Below are 21012 nucleotides of genomic sequence, written 5' to 3'. Positions count from 1 at the left end.
GCTCTGATCGTTTACTATAAGAGTAGAATCCATTTCATAACCACAAATTAACCAACAGGTCGGAGGTACACTGCCGGATGAACATTCCTGAAGCCTTTATTAAGCCGTTTCCCGCTTATGAGGATGTTTTCTATGACGATATTGAAAAGCATCGCCAGCACTTTTTGCCCCTTTGCTCGATTCATTTAAAATGCATTGATCCCGAGCTTGATGAGTGGCTGCATATTATATCAGCCAAGGAAATTTATGATGGCTGTGTGGGTGACAGCACGAAAAACTACCATACCCTTTTCACGAAAGAAGATATGCTAGGTTTTGATGTAATAGATGGGAAATACAAATTTGAGGCAGACTGGAATTACTTCACCTTGCATCAGCAGGAGCATTCAGCAGACAGTGAAATCGATGAGGATTTGAAGGCTGCCTATGCGCAAAATGATTTGGATTATCATATCCGCAAGCAATATTACCAAAACAATCAGAAGATTTACCCTTACTCCCGATTTAGCGAACAATTCGCCTCTGCTGAGGAACTGTTAGCGGATTTTAACAAGAAGCAAGCGGATGGGTGGGGACTAAGCTATCCCGAAATTAATGGCATATGGGACGATATCGCCTTTATGTCCGATGAAGCCCAAGCATTTATGCAAAAATATAATGAATCGATAGAAGAGCTCCGCAAGTTTGAAAACACCAATCTATTTCATGTCCCCAAAAAAGCAAACGGGGAAGTCTTTGATTATATCGGCTCCTTAACCGGGTATTATTTTCAGGCTTATGGCGCGGATAATATATTTTTGTTCTATGATAAAGAGCTGCGCAAGGCTGTCATTTGTTTTGAATACACCTAAGCCAGCCCACTTCGTTCAGCAGCAAAAGCGGCGACCTTCGCCTCCATCTGCTCTCTCGCATCAGCGAACTGCTTGTGTCGGTGGCCATTGGCTCCCGAAGGATGGGGAAATCCCCATAAGCAGCGCTTGTCCTCTAGCGTATCCCCCAGTTCCTTGCTGCCAACAAGCTCTTTAAGCATCGTTTCCACGGTTTTGCCCAAAGGAATAATAAGCGGCTTATGCAACAGCTTTAGCTCAGCCTTAATAAATTTCAGCGCAAAATTATGCAGAAAAGCATTGCCGGCAAGCGGGGGCTTATGCCCCGTGTAGTTTTTCCCAGCTACAAATACCGGATATTTGAGCAGCGAAGTCGTATGCAGGAGCGGATTATTTTCAGCAAACAAAGCCTCGCTGTCTGGAAGGCCAAAATACTCCGGCAGCTTCAGGCTGTCCAGCATTTGCATCAGGTTGCGGCGCATCGCACCGGAAAATCGGGCGGCGATTTTGGCAGCTTTGCACACCTCGTCCGCCGGTTTATTTTGCTCCAAAGCGAGCTTTGCCGTCCGGTAGGCCAGCTCCATCTGGGTCCAGCCGGGCGTGATGCCGACAATTAAAAGGCTCGCCGAGCTGTTCCGGTATTCGTTGTGAGGAGCATAGAACATTTCAACCTCCCCTTCTCGGTCGATCAACAAATCCGGAACGAGCAAATCAGCAGGCTCATATCGAGACTTCAGCGGCAGCGATTTAATAAACGGCTCATAGTGCAAATACTCAGTGGATAAAGACAATGGCAAACCTTTCCTCTCCATTCCGCTGTAACCCTCCTGCTTACTTCATCACCTTAAATGACACAGTTGTACCTTGGCCAGATACACTTTGAATAAACAAGCCTTGTCCATACATTTGCTTCAATCGCCGATCCACGTTTAGCAGCCCAATTCCCTGCTGCTCGCTGGAACTTCTATCCAATAGCTTATCCAATACCTCCGCATCCATGCCGACACCGTCGTCTATTATCGCAACCTCCACCTGATCATCGCGTTCGAACACTTGCACTGAAATACTTCCGCCCGCAGCACGCTTCATCACGCCATGCCTCACCGCATTTTCGACTAATGGCTGGATCGTCAACGGCGGAAGCATACTTTTCAGACTGGCCTCCACCTGCCAATGTAGCTGCAATTTATTGCCGAAGCGCTGCTGCTCAATATATAAATAGGAACGGACAAAATCCAGCTCCCGCTCCAGAGGAATCAGCTGCTCTGAATTTCTAAAATCAAAGCTCGACCGCAAGTAGTTGCTGAACTCCAAGAGCAGCACATGCATTTTGTCCAAATCAATTACACTCAGAGCCGCAATCGCATTCAACGAATTCAGTAAAAAATGGGGCTGGATTTGCGCCTGCAGCCAGGCCGCTTCCATACGAAGGCGTTCATTCATCGATCGATTCACATGGATTAAAGCCATTACCCGCGATTTCAGCTCCAGCGCATTAGACGGCTTCGTTACATAATCATTCGCTCCCGACTGGAAGCCTGCGGCAATATCCTCCGCCCGATTGCGTGCGGTCAACTGAAGAATCGGCAGCTCCGAGAGCGCATAACGCTCGCGAATGAGGCGCGTGAGCTCATATCCCGACATATGAGGCATCATAATATCGGTAATAACCAAATCCCACTTTCTCGAATCCAGCAGAGCTAGTGCTTCCTTGCCGCTTGTGAGCGACACAATGTCAAAATCTCGCACGCCAAGCATATTTTCGAGCACCTGCAAATTAACCGTATCGTCATCTACCACTAATATAGCTGGACGATCTTTCGCTTGGGTTGGTAGAGGCCTATCGCCAGTGTGCTCTAGCGATTGCTCCCCTAGATAGGCTGTGTTTGTGACATTGGCATCGGCATCGGCAGCGGCAGCGAGCATTTCCGCAGCTGGAACAGACGGCAGCAGCTCATGGTCATGGTCGCTACTCACTTCTACGGCAGCACCCATTTCTGCCAGCGGCAGCGTAAAAGTAAACATCGAGCCCTGCCCCGGCTGCGAACGGACCTCAAGCGTTCCGCCATGCAGCTCGACCAAATGCTTGCAAATGCTAAGTCCAAGCCCAATTCCGCCGCCAGGTGCAGCGGTCATGCCCGAATCTCCCTGCTCATACGGTTCAAAAATCGTGCGCTGCGTCTCCTCATCCATTCCCATGCCTGTATCGGCAATGCTTATGTACGCCATTCCCCCCTGCTGAACGGCATGAATCGCAATATGTCCTTCGCTCGTAAATTTAATCGCATTATGCAGCAGGTTAAACAAAATTTGAATGAGACGATTTTCATCCGCAAGGACATGGGGAAATACATCTGGAATCGTACTCGCGAGGCGAATAGGCTTGCCTTCCACCATATAATGGAGCATGTCGATTACGCCAGCAGCGACGCTCTGTACCTGCTGGCTGCCTCGATTCAGCCGAATACGCTGTTCTTTCAGTTGGGTCAAGTCTATCAGATCATTCAACATAAATGACATCCGGCGGCCGACCGTTAAAATAAGCTCCAATTGCTTCACGCTTTGATCACTGAGCGCCTGCTTGTCTCTATCCAGCACAATTTGCGTCATATTCAGCATGCCGTGCAGCGGATTTCGCAGCTCATGGGACGTGTTCGCCAGAAAATCATCCTTTTGCTTGTCCGCCTGCTGCAGCTCCTCGGATAACTGCTTCGACTGGGCGAAGGTATGAATGTATTGCTTAAACCAATACGCTACGAACCCGAGAAAAGAGACGACCAGATCGACTGGGTAGTAGGAGCTTTCTACGCCAATTGTATCCTTCGCAACGCTCCAAATGATATTGTTCGACATCGCAGCCACACCGAGCAGCAGCGCAATCGCATCCTTATCGCTTCTCATCGCGGTTCGCAAGGTGATGACCGGATTGACGAGGAAGGGAAGCAAAATATAAATACCGAGCAAGCCAGCTACCGCTAATACATAAGAGGCTGGCGCAAACAGCACATATACCGCAAACAACATGCCGAGCGATGTATACCAGCGAAAAATTCGCACATTCCGGTATTCGGTTAATAAGCGCTTCGTAAATTCCAGCATAAATATTGCAGCACCCATATAGGAAAGAAACTGGATCTTTAAGCTCCAATCATTGTTCATTGGCAGCCAGACCATCAGCAGCATATCATCCGATACTAGGAGCCAAAGTGCAGAGAAGAACATAGCGCCGGCGAAAAACAGCAAGCCCCGCTGCCGCAAGCCAATAAAATACAAAATAAAAGCATACACGGTATGCAGTAAATAAATAATAACGACTATTATTTGCAAATGGAGGCTAACTGCCGTTTCCTTGCTTACCACTTTCTCCGTGCCAAATGAAATGAAGCCAAGAATGCCTCCCGAGCTCGATGAATCATAGTTCGCGACTTGAATAGCAATATCGATCACTGGCTTGTCGGATATGAAGGACGCTGAATAAGGCACGTTGCGTGCTATGTAGCCTTCCTCCTCTGGTGCTGGCTGTCCTGCTTGAGCCACAAGCTCTCCGTCCACATACACGGCGGAAGCCGACGGAATGTTCTTCAAGCGGATGCCGTACGTTTGGCTTTTAACTGAATCGATGAATATACGCAGACGATACGTTCCGTAACCATACGCTGAATCCGCCTGCGGGGATAACACCGTATTCCAGTTTCCAGGCACCTGAATGAACGCCTGCCCTTTGGCTGCTTCCGCATTTTCTGGGCCGCGTATTCGTAATTGATGAGCATAAAATTCCCATTCGCCATCCAGCCTGATGGCCTCCGAGTCTGCCAGGTTATACCCCCGCAAATCCAATTGCCCTTGCACGATCGCAGGATGATCGGGAGGGAGGGTCATATAAATCCAAATTAAACGGATCGATATGAGCAGACAGAGGAACAGGCCGGTGACGAGAATTATTTTTCGTTTAGTTAGCATAATTTCACAGATATTCGACAGATTTTGCTGAATCCCTTCTCGTTAGCCTGCCTCCATTAGAATTACTTTTGACCTATTAATAAACAGCCGTTGTTCAATGAACCTTTACATCTGGAAGCAGCTTTTCATAAATGCTCCAGCCACTCGCTTCGCCTTTGTACGTATAACCACATTGCTTGTAGAAGCGGTTAAGCTTCTCATTGTTTGCGATACAATCCAGCTTGATCCGGTCTTTGCCGGAATACTGGATACCCCCTTCAACCCAAGCCATCATTTCGCTGCCAAGTCCCTTGCCGGAAAACTGACGATTAACGACTAACCGGTGCAAAAAGATCGCGCTTCCCTTGCCCACTTCCGTATCACCCCAAAGCTTACGATCCCATTCGCTAGGCTGCTGCTGTAAAATAACCGAGCCCGCGAGCCCCTCTTCCCCTGCTTTGCGAAACGCAAAAACCTCGCCACGCGCAATCGCTCCCGCAAGATTATGGCTATCCTCACCTTGAAGCAGGCCGCCCCACTGCGTGGAGCCCATGCTGCTAAGCCAGCGAGCCGTTTCCATAATCAGCTCACGTACCGCCTCCTCGTCCTCGGGACCCGCTTGAAAAGCATATATGTCGTCGTTAACGGACGGATTTAATATTTTTAAGCTTGCCATTGTGCACCTCGTTAGTAGAAATTTTTGTAGTTATAACTATGTACATGGAATAGGAGTTTACTATAACATAAGACGCTCAATGAATAAATTACTTATCCTTTTTGTCTGGCGTATCGTCTTTCTTCTCATCCTGTTTTTCAAGCTGCTCAGCAAATTGCTGTTCAATTTCCTCATTAATTTCTTTGATTTGCTGCTCGCTTAACTGATTGACTTTATTCAGTTCTGCCTCAATTTTAAAATCCTCTGCTTCTTCCTTGCCCATCAAACCTAAATGGCTTCTAATTTCCTGCAAATTTTTGTGGATGTGAAGGGTTTTGCGATAATTCAAAATCACTATAGCAAAAGTGATGCTCCAGATCAAAATCGCACCCATGGGCACCAAGCTTGAAAGGAGCAGTCCAATTAAGGTTAACACCACTATATAGAACATAAGCATTCACCTCAATTTCCTTTTGAATGTTAGTTTAACTTAATTTATATGCAGGAACTACCCCTTTCCTTACGGAGCAAAAAAAACGATAGCAGGCAAAAAGAGGCCACCGCCTCCTTCTGCCTGCTATCGTTCATCTTTATATTATGATGGCATGGAATACATAAACTATACGATCGTTTTATACTCGGTATTAACGGTAAACGTGTTCACGCCGGTATATTTGCCTGAAGCCGTTTCGGTTGTTTTCCCATTCGGGTACTCCACTTCAAACGTCACCGTATAGGGCACATCGATAACGCCCTGCAATAAAATAGCGGAAACCTCGATAGTTGCACCTGCTGGCAAAACGACTGGGACCTGCAGCGAAACCTCCTGGGACTCGTCTTGTGTCTTGGTTTCCGAATAGCTGCGCGAGCCCTCTACCGAGATTTTCACACCCGTATCGCCTACAAGCGGCAGCCCTGCTTTAAATTCAAGCGTTTCCGATACCTTGAGCCCTCTCTCCCATTTGAAATTATACGTATGGCTTTTGGAAAATTTCAATGTAACTTGCTGCGTTTGCTGAATATTCGAATGGTTGGTCACAAGCTGTTTGGCTGCTACGATCGGCACACTATTAATCACAATTGAGCTGTCCATTTGAAATTCCATTTTCTTGACCGTAATCTTCTTGCGATCGGGTACGAAAACCCATAATTCATTGATCTGACCGTGGCACCATTCCCACGTCACAAGCGAGTCGCCGCTTTTAAATGGGCCGTTGCCAGGAATATTGAGCTTCTGCTCCCAATCCACATAGCTGTTAATCGCATTGTGCGTTCCCGCAACATTGTCGTCACGCCATACCATGAGACCATTGACGTCCGCTTCTGTAACGGGCGCCTGATAAATCTTTGAGCCCTGCGTGGAGTCCTTTCTTCCAATGCACTTGCCCGTCGCTTTGTTAACGAGCGCATAGGCATTGTCATCTCCAGCGCGCACCTTTCTTTTTTCCCACAATTGATGTTCATTTCCGTACACCTGTGGCAATATCGTTATGCCTTCCCCACTCTCAGCCGCTGTAATAACAAGCAGCTTATTATCCGAAGTTCTCGCCTTAGAAACAATTACCTGATATTCAATTACATCCGCCATAACCTTCATCCACCTTCCACTCGATTTGATAAAGCTTCCCCATAGTCATCTATTCAACGTTTGCAATCGTGGATGCTCGCAGCTCTTTGACTTCTTATCATTAGCTACATCTTGGAGTAGATCACTTAGAGGATCTAGCTACTACAGAATAAAGGTAGAATGTGTCAGGCGTATGGCAAAAAAATAGAAGGGATTAATTTTCATGATTGGTATAAAACTGGTACCCCGTTCTCCGCAAGGTACGAATTTCTCCTTCTTCTGGAGGCAAATGCAGCAGCGCCTGTCGCAAGCGTTTAATCGCATGATCCACAGCCCGGTCACTCCCATCATAGCCAATTCCCCATACCTGCTCGATCATTTGCTCCCGATTAAAAATTTGATTAGGATGCTCCATTAAAAAATGCAGCAGTGCAAAGTCTTTCGGCGTTATCGATAGACATACTTCATTCAAATAAACGCTTCTGTCGTTTAAATTGATTTTCAGACTGCCGTACTGGATCTGATTTCCCGCAATTAATGCATGCGTACCTCTGCGCAATACAGCTTGAATCCGTGCTACCACCTCCTGTGGCTCGAACGGCTTGGTGATGTAATCATCTGCGCCGCTGTTCAGCCCAGCCAGGCGGTCACCAATCTCCCCTTTAGCTGTGAGCATAATGACCGGACAGACGCTGCGCCGCCGTACTTCCTGCAGCACCTCCCAGCCATCCATTTCCGGCAGCATGACATCAAGCAAAATAAGCGCGGGCTGAAGCACGGCCAGCTTCTCCACCGCCTCTTTCCCTCGGTCAAAAATAATGCTCGCAAAGCCTGCCTTTCGTATATACGCCGCCAAAACGCGGGAAATAGCCGGCTCGTCTTCGACGATCATAATCGTTTGCAAGGTTAGGCCTCCTTGGGGGAGTAGGATTTCTTTTGGCAGCAATGGCAGGGTTGGCGTATGGATGAAGTTAGTTTCTCCAATCGAAGCTTACTGGAATGTTTCAGCCTTTTGTGTTGTGCGAAAAATAGGCAGCCAATATACTAAGACTTTCCTCCCGTAATATCCCAGCTGTGATATCAGGCTTATGGTGAGAATTTTCAAATACAATTTGAGAGCAAGGACTTCCCTGCTCGCCCAATATACTGCACAACTCCATGTTGCTCGCGCTATAAACCAGTCGCCCCACATTTGTCCAAACCATCGCACCGCTGCACATATAACAAGGCTCACAGCTCGAATATAAGGTGTATTCATGCAAATCCGTAATGTGGGTTTCTTCGCAAAATCGCCGCAGCAGCCCAGCCTCTGCATGGAAAGTTGGGTCGGTTGCTGAATAAATTTGATTTTCATTTGTAAATACAATTTCCCCGTCTTTAACGAGTATCGCTCCAAAAGGTTCGTTTCCGTGCTCAACCGCAAGCTTAGAAAGCTTAATTGCTTCTCTCATAAAAAGCTCGTCTTGACTCATATTCATTTCTCCTTTTATGTGGCGTTCCATCACAATATAATCTTTGCCGCTTTTACTGAAGGTGGCGTCCGTTTTAGAAAGCCCGAATTTCTCATAAAACGTTGCTTTATCCATTCTTGCATTGCAATATATCCGTTTAACGCCTAGGCGCTCTGATTCACTGAGTGCGTAATTCAGAAGTTTGCTTCCATAGCCTTTATTTTGATGACGGGATAGAGTAGCAAATTTTCTAAACTGAGCCTGAACGCCATGAATAAAAATGGACACCACTGAGACCAGTTCTTCCTCTTCAAAAAGTCCATAGTGAGTGCCCTCGCCATCCTCTTTAAGCTTTATAAAATCAAAATCCTTATCCGGCCACATGACCTGATGACGCAATTGCCAAGCTTGCTCCTTCTCTATGATTCTAATTTCCAAGTTAAATCAAACCTTTCATTGAGCTCAAATACTATCTATTTTAACACATACAAACCATAAAAAAATAAGGAGCCTTCTTGGCCCCCCGCGTAATACTTAATTTATATGCCAATCCTCTTATCCGACAATTTCAATGATTTTAATATCATCAAACTTGCTAAGATCAATAAACTCGTGGTTTTCAAGCGCTATAAATGGTCGAGTCGGGTAGTTATAGTTGTTCAGCAAAATAGTTCCTCGTCTGTTGTCCGATAAAACAACCTCACAACCGATTTGGGTGGAGAGCAGCATATCCAGCAGCGTGAGCCCAATTACCGAATCAAAGCGATTTAAAATAATTTGTTGATGAATTTCTTCGATGGCTTCAAAAAATTGCAGCGCAGCCCTATAAGGTCTTTCTGAGATGATAGCCATATAGAAATCTGTCAAACCTACAATTTTGCTAAAACGATCCAGCTCATCCCCCTTCAGAGCACTTGGATAACCGCTGCCGTCCTCTCGTTCATGATGCTGAAGAGCGACCAGAGCAACCCGAGGTTCAACGCCCGATTGGAGTAGTAGCTCGTTTCCGAGAATGGTATGCTGCTTTAAAATCGCGTATTCATGAGTCTCTAACCTTGACTGTTTGGAAACGATTGCAGTTGGCAGCTTGACCAGTCCGATATCATAGAGACTCGCCGCAGTTGTAAGCATATCCAATTCGTTTTCTTTCAAACCAAGCCGCTTACCTAAGGAGGTCGCAATAACGGCCGTTCCTATACATTGCCTGTACCTGTAATCGTCCTGTTCCTTAAGCTCGGAAAATAACTGAAATAGATTATATCGCTTCGCTATTTCCTTTATAAAGGGAAGAACTTCCCGTTCAAGCTCCTCGACAGGAACAATTCCGTTTTGACGAACGAACTGATCCATATCGTTAAAATGCTGCTTAGCCCTTTCATATGAATCTCGGAAGGAGGGCTTTTGTTTCGGTGTATGATCAGAAATTTCCTGATTCAGCTCAGAAGCATTCGCATCGATAGTTGTGACTTCCCCGATTTGGATCTTAAATTTAGCAAGTCTCTCGGTGTGACTTTTTAGAAGAATAGTTCCCTTTCTGATTAAAAGCGTTCCCTTTGTATCGCGGATGCTTTTCGTTAGTATTTTACCGATTAATTGTTCATAATCTTTAACTAACAATGATAGTTCCTCCCTAAGTGGATTACCTATTCTCTAATATGGATTCCTGAATACAGGATAAAAAAATATTCGGAAATATATCTGGAATACATTAGAAAAATAATGAAAATGATCTTTAAGGATTATTTTTCTAAAATTAATCATTAGTTAGATCATGACTTTATAATCATACCCGTGTTTATCCTTCTAGGTATTAAGACCCGATTCATAAATTAGAAAGCCTCTTAGTAAGTATGATTTCCAGAGGCTCATCTTCAAGTATTAAGCACCCTGAATCTCGATAACCTAATTTTCTATAAAAATGCTGAGCCTCTTCATTTGCTAAAGTAGAGGTCATAACCAAGTTAAAACGGAGCTTCTTCATTTCATCCTCCCAAAAAAGAACGGCTTTCTTCCCTAATCCTTTACTTCGATAGGTATCATCGATCCAAATCATATTCAAAAAAGGCGTGTTGTCCCAAAAATAGCTGTGCCGCATCCACCCAACGATACGATATTCTTCATTCTGCAAAATGTATATCTCATTCCCTCTAATTTTCGGTAAGATTAAGTTTTCTGAGATGTGATGGTCATGTTTTCTAATATATTCGAAGTGCGAATCATTTGCAGCAATAATCCTCATTATAATTACTCCTCTAAACTATTTAATTACATTATTATACACCTGTTCACTTCCCTAGAGGACATCATATTAATTTTCTGCTCAAATAAAAAAGCTCCTGCTCAGACTACGGGCAGAAGCTTTAATACGATATTCTAGATCATTTGTTCTGTGGTGCATTCGTCAGCCAATCAGCCAATTCTTCTGTCTGCATTAATATCGACAGCGGGTCAATAAAATAAGAGCGAATGTTAGACCAGGCATAAAGTCTGCCATTTTTGACTGCTTCCAGCCGTCCCCAGATTGGATCCTCGCGAAGCTCCTCCAATGACCTCTCCGTAGTCAGGATGATATAGTCCCCGGCATATTGCTCCAATACTTCCATTGAAATATCCTTGTATTTATCTTCCTTAACTGCTTCATCATAGGCTGGGGGCGATACCCGTCCTAGATTCTCATAAATAACTTTTCCCCCACGGCCAAACTCACTGCCATAAATACTTAATGTTTTGTCTGTCTCCTGCATGATACTAAAGGTTGCATCTGCGGGTATCACTGCTTGGACCTTGGCACTCGCAGCCGCGATTCGCGCATTATAATCGGCTATCCATGAAGAGGCCTCCTCGTCCCGCCCAAGCAGATCTCCAAAGAACTTAACTTCCTCCTCAATGGATGTGAAGTTTCCATAGGGAATGGCAATCGTTGGAGCAATTTTACTGTACTTTTTATATTCTTCCTCCTCCGAGGTCATGACGACAATCAGATCAGGATTAAGCTCAATCAGCTTTTCAAAGGAAACATCACTGCCGGAAGAACCGACAATCTCAATATTGTCCGTTAAACCGTTGAAATACGGATTATCCATAATGCGTGTTGTAGAGGCGATTGGATTAGCCTTCACGGCTAGCAGACTGCTCAAATATTGAATCGCCACAATGCGTTCAGGCTTTTTGGAAACTTCCACTTCGCCGAAGGCGGTATTCACGATCTTGGTGTCTGTTATTGGCGTCGCTTTCTGAGTTAGTGCTGAAGAATTAGAGCCAGCAGCGGCGGTTTCCGATGGGGACTGCAGATTCGTATTTCCCCCTCCGCAAGCTGTAATCAATAAGGCCATACAGATAAGAAGTGCTGCCATCATATTTTTTCTGGATGTTCGGTACATGTAAGACTCTCCCTTTTCTTTATAGTGATAACAATTATCATTATCACTATAGCATGGAGCGATGGACTCTGACATGGATAATCCCCACTTTTTATATGGATTAAACCGAACACCCTCCTTATCCGACAGCTTTTTTTTGAAATGGCTGGGAGAAAGGCCAACGTTCTTTTTGAAAATGCGGTTGAAATAAAACACATCCTCATAACCTACACTCTGGGCAATGTCACCAATCGAAGCATCTGTGTTTTGCAGCATATGACATGCTTTTTCAATACGAAGCCCTATTAGATAATCAATCGGACTGTGCATCGTCAATTCCTTGAATCTGCGGGCCAAATATTGGGGATTGTAGCCAAACCTCTTCCCTAGCAGCTCCAGTGTCAATGGCTCATCCACATGCTCATGCATATACTGAGCTACTTGCTTAACAACCTCTGTAGGAAGCAGGTCCATTCCTAGCTGCTGCTTTTGCTGAAGCATTTCCAGAATAAATGGAAAGAAGAGTGTTTTCGCTAAAAATTTTTCTTTCTCCGTCGATCGATTCCATGCAGCCTCCATCCGCTGTAGAATCTGATAAAGCCCTATAGGCTGCGCGGGAGCAAAAGCAAATATTTGCTGAAACGGCGGGATTCCTCCCTTGTCCAGAAAATGCCTTCGGCGCAGCGGAAACTCGCCACGATAAAGCACCATATAATATTCCAAATATTCCGCTGCTTCAATATCCAGCCGCATTCCCTTGCAGCCATGCAGACAATGAAAATGTTCAACAGGATGAATAATTCCATCCATCCGTATCGTTGCTTTGCCTTTGTATAGAAATATAAAAGCACTTGCAGGCAAACGGTAGCCTATGCTGGACTCTCCCTCAGAAAGAGCATGCAGACGGATGTCAGCCAGTTCAATATGTAGGTGATTCCAAAGCTTGTACTCTTCTTGCTGCTTCATCCTATGACAAATACTCCTTCCGTAATCGCTTATTGATGCACGTTCTCTTTAGAAATAGACACTGGCTTCTATATTAACTTGGATGGCTGAGACTTGCATACCTGCCCTGAGTATAGCAGTTTCAGCAAGTCTCTTAAAGACTTCGCTCATATACTGTTATTCGACTACATTATTTAATAAAAATCTTCATTAATTTATTATAGATTGGATTAATCATATAACCGGTTGGATTAATCGAATACCTTTTGCCTCTATTCAGCTGGTTGATCTGTTCCAATTCATCGCTAGTAAGCTCAAAATCAAATATCTCGCTATTTTCTTTCATTCTTTTAGGGCTCGATGATTTTGGAATGACGATGATGCCTCGCTCCAAGTGCCAACGTAAAATGACTTGCGCCACTGTTTTATGATGATAAGCCGCAATTTTTTTTAACCCCGGATGCTCCAATAACGCTTTATTCCCTTGCCCTAGCGGCCCCCATGCCTCATGCAAAATCTGATGTTCATTAAGATATTGGTGCAGGTCATTTTGCGCAAACTCGGGATGCGTCTCAATCTGATTGATCATCGGCGGGATTGTGGCATGCTTCATTAATTGCTCCAGATGCTGAATCTCAAAATTTGCAACGCCAATCACTTTGATTTTCCCTTCGGAGTACAGATCTTCCATTGCTCGCCACGCTTCCAAATAATTTGGTGCAGCAAAATGAATCAAATACATATCCAGGTAAGCTACATTCAGCTTTTTGCAAGTTTGTTCAAAAGCCTTTATGGTCGCTTCATAACCAAGATCCGTATTCCACACTTTAGACGTGATAAAAAAAGCCTCGCGAGGCAGCCCGCTTTTCTGAATCTCTCTTCCTAAAGCTTGCTCATTGCCGTAAATTTTAGCGGTATCAAAATGCCGATATCCGATTCGAATAGCCTCGCTGATCGCCATCTCAAATTCTCGTTCTTTCGTTATTTTGTATACCCCAAACCCCAATTGCGGAATTTCAACGCCATTGCTCGCTTTTACTGCTCTATTTTCAAAAGTCATGTTATTGCCCCTTTCGGTTGTTTAAAATTAAAAGAGAGGAATGTAATATATTAAATATTCATTATATCTAGTTATCTCAAAAAAAGAGAAGGCAACCGTCGTTTAGTTCAAAAAGTCGGTTAACCTCACTTCTTTCAAATGATTGTGCATAGACATCTCAACGGTTTGTAGACTAAAGGCTATCTTTTGTTTGACTGCGTCGACTTCTTTTCCTTGCAGTGTGGTATCGGTATGGAGCTTGAACAGCGCTTTGCCAGGTTCGACTGCTAGAAAAACATCCAATAACGTAATTTCTGCTAGCGGCCGTGCCAGCAGTATGCCTCCCTTCGCTCCTTCTTTAGCAACCGTCAGCCTAGCATTGTTCAGATTCCTGATGACCTTAACCGTTGTCGGAACCGGAATATTTAATTGCTCTGAAATCACTTTGGTCGATAGAAAATTAGAGCAGTTCTCCTCCGCAATGCTGTGAATATAGAGCAATATGGCAATTCCTTGTGATAGAGCTGTTGAGTATGACATTTTTAACTCATCCTAACTATTCAGCGATCTGATCATACTATATATCATTTATATTTAGTTTTCAATAAAACTTTTTAAGAAATTGAAGTTAAAGATGCGGAAGCAGCGGGCTATCGAGAAAATATCCTTACACAGACCACAGCTAGGGCTGTCTAATATTCAGCCCATTACTCCTCATTAATCCCTGTTATCACAATAGTAGGCTGCGTCTCTATGGAGACATTGCCTGCCAAAGCTCTGGAGATCATACAGGACTCTTCTGCCCGATGTGCCAGACGCTCGGCTTTCGTCCGCTCAGCCTCTGATGCATCCGCTTTGAGCACAATTCGCGGTTTGTGTATTATCCGTTCGTACGTAAATACATTATTCGTTACATCGACAATTGCTTCAGACTCCAGAGCCAGCTCCTGCGGTGTAAGATCCGAACGCTCGAGCATCGCTGCTAAGGTAATCAGATAACAGGTCGCTGCTGCCCCCAAAAGCATTTCGTCAGGGTTGGTACCTGTTCCTGGCCCTCCCATCTCCTGTGGAATCGAAATAATCGTTTTTAATCCGCCGGCATCGATATGTCCTTCACTGTTACGCCCGCCATTCCATACCGCTTTCAGATAAAAAGGATGTTTCATCTCCCTCATTCCTTTCAATATCTTCAATTCAATCTCGGATACATGGGTTAGATTGTTATTTCCATTCCATCCTATCATAACGCTCCCTGAGGTATAATTTCAAAACAGCGCAAAAAAGGCCGCCTCTATGAAGGCAGCCCTGTATTCCTGTTTTTCTGTTTTACCATCTAAAACACTTTCGTCGTCCAATTTTCGCAGTTCCACGTATCCGTCACGATATCACGGTAAAATTCGGGTTCATGGGAAATTAGCAAAATGCTTCCCTTATACGCTTTAAGCGCACGCTGCAGCTCATCCTTGGCATCTACGTCGAGATGGTTGGTCGGCTCGTCGAGCACGAGCAAATTCGTCTCGTGGTTGATCAGCTTGCACAAGCGGACTTTCGCTTTCTCTCCGCCGCTTAGCACCACTATTTTGCTCTCGATATGCTTCGTTGTCAGACCGCATTTGGCAAGAGCCGCCCGAATTTCAAACTGCGTAAAGGATGGGAACTCGCTCCAAACCTCTTCAATACAGGTGTTATTGTTCGTTTCCTTCATTTCCTGCTCGAAATAGCCGATTTCCAGCAGATCCCCCAGCCTTGCCGAACCTGAAATAGCCGGTATTTGGCCGAGGATGCTGCGCAGCAGAGTTGTTTTACCGATCCCGTTCGAACCGACCAACGCTATTTTTTGTCCTCGCTCCATACTTAAATTCAAAGGCTTCGACAGCGGTGAATCGTAGCCGATGACGAGATCCTTCGTTTCAAAAATCACCTTGCCGGAAGTGCGCGCCGGCTTGAAGTTGAACTGCGGCTTCGGTTTTTCCCTGGCGAGTTCAATAACGTCCATCTTATCCAGCTTCTTCTGACGGGACATCGCCATATTACGCGTAGCCACGCTGGCCTTGTTGCGTGCAACAAAATCCTTCAATTCCGAAATTTCCTGCTGCTGCCGCTTAAAGGCGGATTCAAGCTGTTGCTTTTTCGCCTCGTACACCTGCTGGAAATACTCATAATCCCCCACATAGCGCGACAGCGACTGATTTTCCATATGGTAAATCAGGTTAATGACGCTGTTCAAGAACGGGATATCATGCGAGATTAAAATAAAGGCATTTTCGTATTCCTGTAAATATCGGGTAAGCCATACGATATGCTGCTCATCGAGATAGTTGGTAGGCTCGTCAAGCAATAGGATATCCGGTTTCTCAAGCAGCAATTTGGCGAGCAGTACCTTGGTACGCTGACCTCCGCTGAGATCATGAACATCCTTGTCTAAACCGATATCAGTAAGTCCAAGCCCGCGAGCCGTTTCATCGATTTTGGCGTCGATCATATAAAAATCCTGATTCGTTAGCGTGTCCTGAATCGTTCCGACATCCTCCAGCAGCTGCTCCAGCTCCTCCGGAGAGACATCACCCATTCTGCCGTACATGTCGTTCATTTCCTGCTCCATATCGAACAGATATTGGAACGCACCGCGCAGAACATCGCGCATTGACTGTCCCTTTGACAGCACAGCGTGCTGATCCAGATAGCCCGTCCGCACGCGTCTTGCCCACTCAACTTTACCATCGTCCGGCTGAAGCTTGCCTGTGATAATGTTCATGAAGGTAGACTTACCTTCACCGTTGGCACCTATTAGACCGATATGTTCGCCCTTTAGAAGGCGGAAGGATACATCGCTGAAAATCGCCCGGTCTCCGAAACCGTGACTCAGCCGCTCTACATTTAATATGCTCATGAATAACACCTATTCCTTTATTAAAGTATTCTCGTCAAATTATAAAGGTTATAGCGCCACAACTCCATACCGATTTTAAAAATAATATAGAATCTGGGCCAAGGTGAAACGGCTTTCGCCGTCCTCTGGCGGCGCGGCGCGTTTCATTCCGAGAAATATAGAGAAAGGATGGAAAAATCATATACTTTCCTATATTTTAAAAAAAACCAGAACCGCACACCCACGGTTCTGGCTTCCACCCGTCAAACACCCATTATTCCCCAATAAAACTATCCACAACAAACGCCAACTGAGCGTCCAAAGATACAGGGTCGCTGAACATAAAGCCTCTGCCTTTTTCGCGGAAAACGCGATTGTTTTTGACTGCGTCCAGTTGTTCCCACATGCTGCCTTCAAAAACAGCCTCTGGATTGTCCTTGCCTGTCCACTCGTTTATAAAAATATAATCTCCTGCATATTCGGGCAGCAGCTCCAGAGACAGCTTCGCCCAGCCTGTACCGCTGTCGATCGCTTCCTTCTGAATAATCGGCGGCGCCTTCAACTGGAATTCGCCATAAATAATTTCGCCGCCTCTTCCCAGCTTATTGCCGTATGCATAAAACTCTTTAGCGCTGCCAGAGTCAAAGATAGCAACGGTTTTGGCACCCACAGCCGCTTGCACCTTCGGTTTGTAATCGGCTATCTTTTTATCCCAAGCCGTAATCCAGGCATTAGCCTGATCCTCCCGGCCCGTCATTTTCCCGAATTCCAGCAGCTGCTGCCTTACAGGCACGCCATAATCGACAACTACCGTCGGAGCAATCTGGTTCAGCTGCTCGAGAACAGCCGGGTCATTCCATACGATAATGAGATCAGGCTGCAGCTCCAAAATCTTTTCATACGCGATCCCATCGCCTATACTTTCGACCCCATCCAGCTTTCCTTCCGTATAGCTGTTGAAAGCTTCTTCCCCCGCACCAACCGGCTTAATGCCGAGCGCCAGCAAATGGCCAACAAAGGCGCCCGCTATGATAACGATACGCTGCGGATTTTTGGGAATTTTAACTTCGCCATTCACTGCCGAATAAGTCACCATTTCCGCTGCGCTCGCTGCACCACCGTTTGATGCTGAGGCCTGCACTTGAGCGTTTCCATCTGCCGTTGCTGCTCGTGCAGGTGACGCAACTGATCCATTATTGGAGCTGCCTGCTCCTGAGCAAGCGCTAAGCAATAGCGTAAGACATAATAGTAAAGTGACCCCCATAGATGATTTGTTTCTGTACATCGATAAATCTCCCTCTCTTTTATATCGATAATGATTCTCATATCCTCTACCAATATAACGTTGTAGCCTGCGCGGGAATAGGGACGATCCAACCCTAATGATAGGATAATCGAACCCTGCTTTCTTTGCTTTATCCTGATCCTTGAATTGCTTGGGAGTCATTCCGGTATATTTTTTGAAAATCCTCGTGAAATAGGATACATCGTCATAACCGACACTGGCAGAAGCCTCTTGCACGGTCATATCTGTTTTGCGCAGGTATTCCATGGCTTTGTTAATACGCTCTTTTATCACATAATCAATCATGCTTATGCCCGTTTCCTGTCTAAATTGTCTGGATACATAGGGGACGCTGTAGTGAAAAATCTGCGCAATTGATTCCCGGGTTAAAGGCTCCCTGTAATGCTCCTGAATATAACGAATGACCTGGGCTGCGAGATTAGGTCTTTTCATGCCAATTTGCTGATGCTCCAGCTGCCATAGCAGTTCATAAACAAATTGATAAAACAACGTTTTAACATGAAATTTTTCTAACGTGCGCGAGCTCTGCCATTCTTTCAGCATATTATCCACCTTGTCAAATAAAACAGCAGACCGCAGTGGAGCCAAACTATATTGCAGTTGAAACGGATTATACCGCTCCATGAGATGCAGGATTTCCCGCCTGCCAGTCGATGGAATCGTTGCTCTGTAAAAGATCAAATAATATTCAAACTCCGCTTCCGTTGGGAAAATATCCAGACAGGTTCCTTTTCCACCATGCCATAGTTGGAATCGCTTCGCGGAATGTTCGATCCCATCCAGCAGCACCTGAGCCTCGCCGCGAATGGCATATAGGAAGACACTTGACGGAAATAGGTACGACCGCAATTCCTCGCCATGCATCATGGTGAAGTGCCTTACGTCAATAACCTTGATAGCAGCAGCATTCCATAGCTGGATATGCTCTTCCTCATTGATCGTGACAGTCAAGTGATAAGCCCCTTTTTATGTAGAATCTTATGCCGCATTTTTAATTATTGAGAACTATTATCAACAACGAAAATTATAATTCATTTATCCGCAAACCTCAATGGATTTGGCTGGGTGCAAACGAAAAAAGACCCCCTATCTCCTTGTCATTTCGTTATCTTGCTATTCCATTCCAAATTACACACAAATACCCCCGCTCACGGTTATACTAATCTTAGAGGTGAACGAGCATGTCCAATGAATGGAAAGCGAATCTGGATCAGATTCCTCGCAGTCTGCGCGATAAGGACGAGCCAATCCTTCCCGCACCTGTATCTGAAGAACAATGGCGAGCCATTGTAGGCAATGACCCTTCATATGACGGTCAATTTTATTACGCGGTCAAAACGACGGGCATCTTTTGCCGGCCATCCTGCAAATCTAGACCACCCAATAGAGAGAATATCGGATTTTTCCGAACCGCTGAACAAGCGCTGGCTGCCCAATTTCGTCCCTGCAAACGATGTAAACCGACTGGGCAACGATTGCCTGATGAAGAATGGATCGCGATGGTGACCGAATATATAGATCGAAACTACAAGGAAAAGCTAACGCTGGCTGCGCTTGCAGCCATTTGTCATGGCACGCCGTATCATTTGCACCGAACCTTCAAAAAAGTAACGGGCAAAACTCCCGTCGACTATATCCAGCAAATAAGAATCGAAAAGGCTAAGGCGATGCTTCTATCTTCTCCTGTATCCATTGCAGAAGTAGGCGAATGTGTTGGCTTGTCCAATACGCCATATTTTATTACCCTGTTCAAGCAGAAAACCGGATACACACCCGAAAGCTATCGACAGCAGCATAGTAAAGATGCCATAACAAAAATAAAGGAGATCCTCCAAAATGACGAATTCAATTAACAGGGCCATATACTGGTCGCTGTTTAGTTATGAAGATTGGAATATGCACGTCGCTGCTACCGACGAAGGGCTTTGCTTTGTCGGTTCACAAAACCAGCCATTTGAAGAGTTGGCGAAATGGGCTGCATCGCGGTTTTCACATAGCCCTTTGATCCATGATGATGAAAAGCTGCTTCCGTATAAGGCTGAGCTAGCCCAATATTTGCAAGGAGCGCTTGAAAACTTTACGGTTCCTACCGTATTTCAAGGAACGCCTTTTCAAGAGGCCGTATGGCAGGCTCTTTGCAGCATTCCATATGGGCATACCTGGTCCTATTCAGATATTGCCAACCATATTCAGAAGCCTGCAGCGGTTCGAGCAGTTGGTGCGGCCATTGGCGCAAATCCAGTGCTCATTACCGTTCCGTGCCATCGCGTAATCGGCAAAAATGGGACACTTACTGGCTATCGTGGTGGAATAGCGATGAAAACAAGATTACTGGAGCTGGAGGGTCTCCGCATCAATGGGAAAAAGAACATTCGACATGGCACAATATCGTTTTAGAAATGAGGTGTTAATTATGACAAAATGCCCATATTGCGATATCTCAAACAATGGAGATAAACACGAAATAATAATTAAAAATGATAGCTGTACCTACTCTCTTTTAGAAAATCAAGAAATAAGAGGTGCCGGAATCATTGTACCGCATATACACAGGGAGTCGGTATTTGATTTATCGGAAGAAGAATGGAATGCTACATATCACTTGCTTATCAAGGTAAAGCATTATGTGGACCAAAATTATTCACCTGATGGGTACAATATCGGATGGAATTGTGGAGATGTCGGTGGTCAACATATTTTTCATGCTCATCTACACGTTATTCCTCGTTATTCCAATGAGAAGATGGCTGGAAAAGGGATTAGGTACTTATTTAAAAATAATCAGATAATCGATTAAGCTAAAACCAGCTAATATCTTGTCAACATTTTTCTCTTAAATTTATTTGGCGTTGGCAGTATACTAAAAATAGGCGTGCTAAAGAACCTTCTCTGCAGTTGCTAGAAGGTTTTTCGTTTGAATGATAAATCTGCTAATTATGCTAAGTCAACAAAGCTCTCTTGCTTCACTAATAATGCATAAATCCAGTGCAGGAGCTTGTTAACACACGCAATCAGAGCGACGCGATAAGGCTTTCCTGATTCGCGCTTCTTGTCG

19 protein-coding genes are annotated in these 21012 nt (G+C 45.0%); 4 read left to right on the top strand and 15 right to left on the bottom strand.

Going from position 1 to position 21012, the window contains the following annotated elements; translation table 11 throughout:
• Window positions 1-77 precede the first annotated feature (77 nt).
• Window positions 78-851: a siderophore biosynthesis protein gene (locus AC50X8_RS06205; protein WP_494879082.1), complete on the top strand. Its 774-nt coding sequence runs from the start codon at window positions 78-80 to the stop codon at window positions 849-851.
• Here AC50X8_RS06205 and AC50X8_RS06200 read toward each other — a convergent pair.
• The 15 genes from AC50X8_RS06200 to AC50X8_RS06130 form a co-directional block, all read right to left on the bottom strand.
• Window positions 848-1639 (bottom strand): uracil-DNA glycosylase family protein, encoded by a 792-nt coding sequence (locus AC50X8_RS06200; protein ID WP_494879081.1) that lies wholly within the window; start codon window positions 1637-1639, stop codon window positions 848-850. The two genes, AC50X8_RS06205 and AC50X8_RS06200, sit on opposite strands and share 4 nt — an antisense overlap.
• Before the next feature lie 19 nt (window positions 1640-1658).
• Window positions 1659-4787 (bottom strand): hybrid sensor histidine kinase/response regulator, encoded by a 3129-nt coding sequence (locus AC50X8_RS06195; protein WP_494879080.1) that lies wholly within the window; start codon window positions 4785-4787, stop codon window positions 1659-1661.
• Between the two features lie 94 nt (window positions 4788-4881).
• On the bottom strand, window positions 4882-5442 hold the full coding sequence (locus tag AC50X8_RS06190; protein ID WP_056028247.1) for a GNAT family N-acetyltransferase: 561 nt from the start codon (window positions 5440-5442) through the stop codon (window positions 4882-4884).
• 88 nt (window positions 5443-5530) lie between these two features.
• Complete coding sequence (locus AC50X8_RS06185) at window positions 5531-5872, bottom strand: hypothetical protein (RefSeq protein ID WP_155972687.1); 342 nt, start codon at window positions 5870-5872, stop codon at window positions 5531-5533.
• Window positions 5873-6040: 168 nt separating this feature from the next.
• Window positions 6041-7009: an ETX/MTX2 family pore-forming toxin gene (locus AC50X8_RS06180; protein ID WP_494859782.1), complete on the bottom strand. Its 969-nt coding sequence runs from the start codon at window positions 7007-7009 to the stop codon at window positions 6041-6043.
• Window positions 7010-7202: 193 nt separating this feature from the next.
• Window positions 7203-7892 carry a response regulator transcription factor gene (locus tag AC50X8_RS06175; RefSeq protein ID WP_056028255.1) on the bottom strand — a complete coding sequence of 230 codons (690 nt, stop codon included), beginning with the start codon at window positions 7890-7892 and terminating at the stop codon, window positions 7203-7205.
• A 100-nt stretch (window positions 7893-7992) separates the two neighbouring features.
• Window positions 7993-8877: a GNAT family N-acetyltransferase gene (locus AC50X8_RS06170; protein ID WP_327204884.1), complete on the bottom strand. Its 885-nt coding sequence runs from the start codon at window positions 8875-8877 to the stop codon at window positions 7993-7995.
• Between the two features lie 117 nt (window positions 8878-8994).
• On the bottom strand, window positions 8995-10056 hold the full coding sequence (locus tag AC50X8_RS06165; protein WP_494879079.1) for an HD-GYP domain-containing protein: 1062 nt from the start codon (window positions 10054-10056) through the stop codon (window positions 8995-8997).
• Between the two features lie 205 nt (window positions 10057-10261).
• Window positions 10262-10678 carry a GNAT family N-acetyltransferase gene (locus AC50X8_RS06160; RefSeq protein ID WP_056028259.1) on the bottom strand — a complete coding sequence of 139 codons (417 nt, stop codon included), beginning with the start codon at window positions 10676-10678 and terminating at the stop codon, window positions 10262-10264.
• A 139-nt stretch (window positions 10679-10817) separates the two neighbouring features.
• Window positions 10818-12764 (bottom strand): AraC family transcriptional regulator, encoded by a 1947-nt coding sequence (locus tag AC50X8_RS06155; RefSeq protein ID WP_056028261.1) that lies wholly within the window; start codon window positions 12762-12764, stop codon window positions 10818-10820.
• 169 nt (window positions 12765-12933) lie between these two features.
• Window positions 12934-13803, bottom strand: coding sequence for an aldo/keto reductase (locus AC50X8_RS06150; protein WP_494879078.1), 870 nt, complete (start codon window positions 13801-13803; stop codon window positions 12934-12936).
• 102 nt (window positions 13804-13905) lie between these two features.
• Window positions 13906-14322 carry an RrF2 family transcriptional regulator gene (locus AC50X8_RS06145; protein ID WP_056028266.1) on the bottom strand — a complete coding sequence of 139 codons (417 nt, stop codon included), beginning with the start codon at window positions 14320-14322 and terminating at the stop codon, window positions 13906-13908.
• 167 nt (window positions 14323-14489) lie between these two features.
• Window positions 14490-14948, bottom strand: coding sequence for an OsmC family protein (locus AC50X8_RS06140; RefSeq protein ID WP_056032597.1), 459 nt, complete (start codon window positions 14946-14948; stop codon window positions 14490-14492).
• A 167-nt stretch (window positions 14949-15115) separates the two neighbouring features.
• Window positions 15116-16672 carry an ABC-F family ATP-binding cassette domain-containing protein gene (locus tag AC50X8_RS06135; RefSeq protein WP_056028269.1) on the bottom strand — a complete coding sequence of 519 codons (1557 nt, stop codon included), beginning with the start codon at window positions 16670-16672 and terminating at the stop codon, window positions 15116-15118.
• Window positions 16673-16925: 253 nt separating this feature from the next.
• Entirely contained in the window at window positions 16926-18908 is a 1983-nt protein-coding gene (locus tag AC50X8_RS06130; protein ID WP_494879077.1) for an ABC transporter substrate-binding protein, read from the bottom strand.
• 230 nt (window positions 18909-19138) lie between these two features.
• On the opposite strand from AC50X8_RS06130, the gene AC50X8_RS06125 reads away from it, so the two are divergent.
• The 3 genes from AC50X8_RS06125 to AC50X8_RS06115 are packed head-to-tail and all read left to right on the top strand — an operon-like array spanning window position 19139 to window position 20754.
• Entirely contained in the window at window positions 19139-19810 is a 672-nt protein-coding gene (locus AC50X8_RS06125) for a bifunctional transcriptional activator/DNA repair enzyme AdaA (RefSeq protein WP_494879076.1), read from the top strand.
• Complete coding sequence (locus AC50X8_RS06120; protein ID WP_494859770.1) at window positions 19794-20354, top strand: methylated-DNA--[protein]-cysteine S-methyltransferase; 561 nt, start codon at window positions 19794-19796, stop codon at window positions 20352-20354. The genes AC50X8_RS06125 and AC50X8_RS06120 overlap by 17 nt, the downstream gene beginning before the upstream one ends.
• On the top strand, window positions 20335-20754 hold the full coding sequence (locus AC50X8_RS06115) for an HIT family protein (RefSeq protein WP_494879075.1): 420 nt from the start codon (window positions 20335-20337) through the stop codon (window positions 20752-20754). The genes AC50X8_RS06120 and AC50X8_RS06115 overlap by 20 nt, the downstream gene beginning before the upstream one ends.
• Window positions 20755-21012: the final 258 nt, after the last annotated feature.

It is taken from the genome of Paenibacillus sp. JT22N15 (assembly GCF_059383755.1).
Note: the sequence above shows the minus strand (reverse complement) of the source record. Positions and strands in the feature narration are given on the sequence as shown.

Excerpts from the sequence above, each read along its gene's own strand:
- AC50X8_RS06160 (WP_056028259.1), bottom strand. The coding sequence starts at position 10,678 with ATGAGGATTATTGCTGCAAATGATTCGCACTTCGAATATATTAGAAAA.
- AC50X8_RS06155 (WP_056028261.1), bottom strand. The coding sequence starts at position 12,764 with ATGAAGCAGCAAGAAGAGTACAAGCTTTGGAATCACCTACATATTGAA.
- AC50X8_RS06140 (WP_056032597.1), bottom strand. The coding sequence starts at position 14,948 with ATGAAACATCCTTTTTATCTGAAAGCGGTATGGAATGGCGGGCGTAAC.
- AC50X8_RS06115 (WP_494879075.1), top strand. The coding sequence starts at position 20,335 with ATGGCACAATATCGTTTTAGAAATGAGGTGTTAATTATGACAAAATGC.
- AC50X8_RS06185 (WP_155972687.1), bottom strand. The coding sequence starts at position 5,872 with ATGTTCTATATAGTGGTGTTAACCTTAATTGGACTGCTCCTTTCAAGC.
- AC50X8_RS06195 (WP_494879080.1), bottom strand. The coding sequence starts at position 4,787 with ATGCTAACTAAACGAAAAATAATTCTCGTCACCGGCCTGTTCCTCTGT.
- AC50X8_RS06120 (WP_494859770.1), top strand. The coding sequence starts at position 19,794 with ATGACGAATTCAATTAACAGGGCCATATACTGGTCGCTGTTTAGTTAT.
- AC50X8_RS06145 (WP_056028266.1), bottom strand. The coding sequence starts at position 14,322 with ATGTCATACTCAACAGCTCTATCACAAGGAATTGCCATATTGCTCTAT.
- AC50X8_RS06125 (WP_494879076.1), top strand. The coding sequence starts at position 19,139 with ATGTCCAATGAATGGAAAGCGAATCTGGATCAGATTCCTCGCAGTCTG.
- AC50X8_RS06190 (WP_056028247.1), bottom strand. The coding sequence starts at position 5,442 with ATGGCAAGCTTAAAAATATTAAATCCGTCCGTTAACGACGACATATAT.
- AC50X8_RS06150 (WP_494879078.1), bottom strand. The coding sequence starts at position 13,803 with ATGACTTTTGAAAATAGAGCAGTAAAAGCGAGCAATGGCGTTGAAATT.
- AC50X8_RS06200 (WP_494879081.1), bottom strand. The coding sequence starts at position 1,639 with ATGGAGAGGAAAGGTTTGCCATTGTCTTTATCCACTGAGTATTTGCAC.
- AC50X8_RS06135 (WP_056028269.1), bottom strand. The coding sequence starts at position 16,672 with ATGAGCATATTAAATGTAGAGCGGCTGAGTCACGGTTTCGGAGACCGG.
- AC50X8_RS06205 (WP_494879082.1), top strand. The coding sequence starts at position 78 with ATGAACATTCCTGAAGCCTTTATTAAGCCGTTTCCCGCTTATGAGGAT.
- AC50X8_RS06180 (WP_494859782.1), bottom strand. The coding sequence starts at position 7,009 with ATGGCGGATGTAATTGAATATCAGGTAATTGTTTCTAAGGCGAGAACT.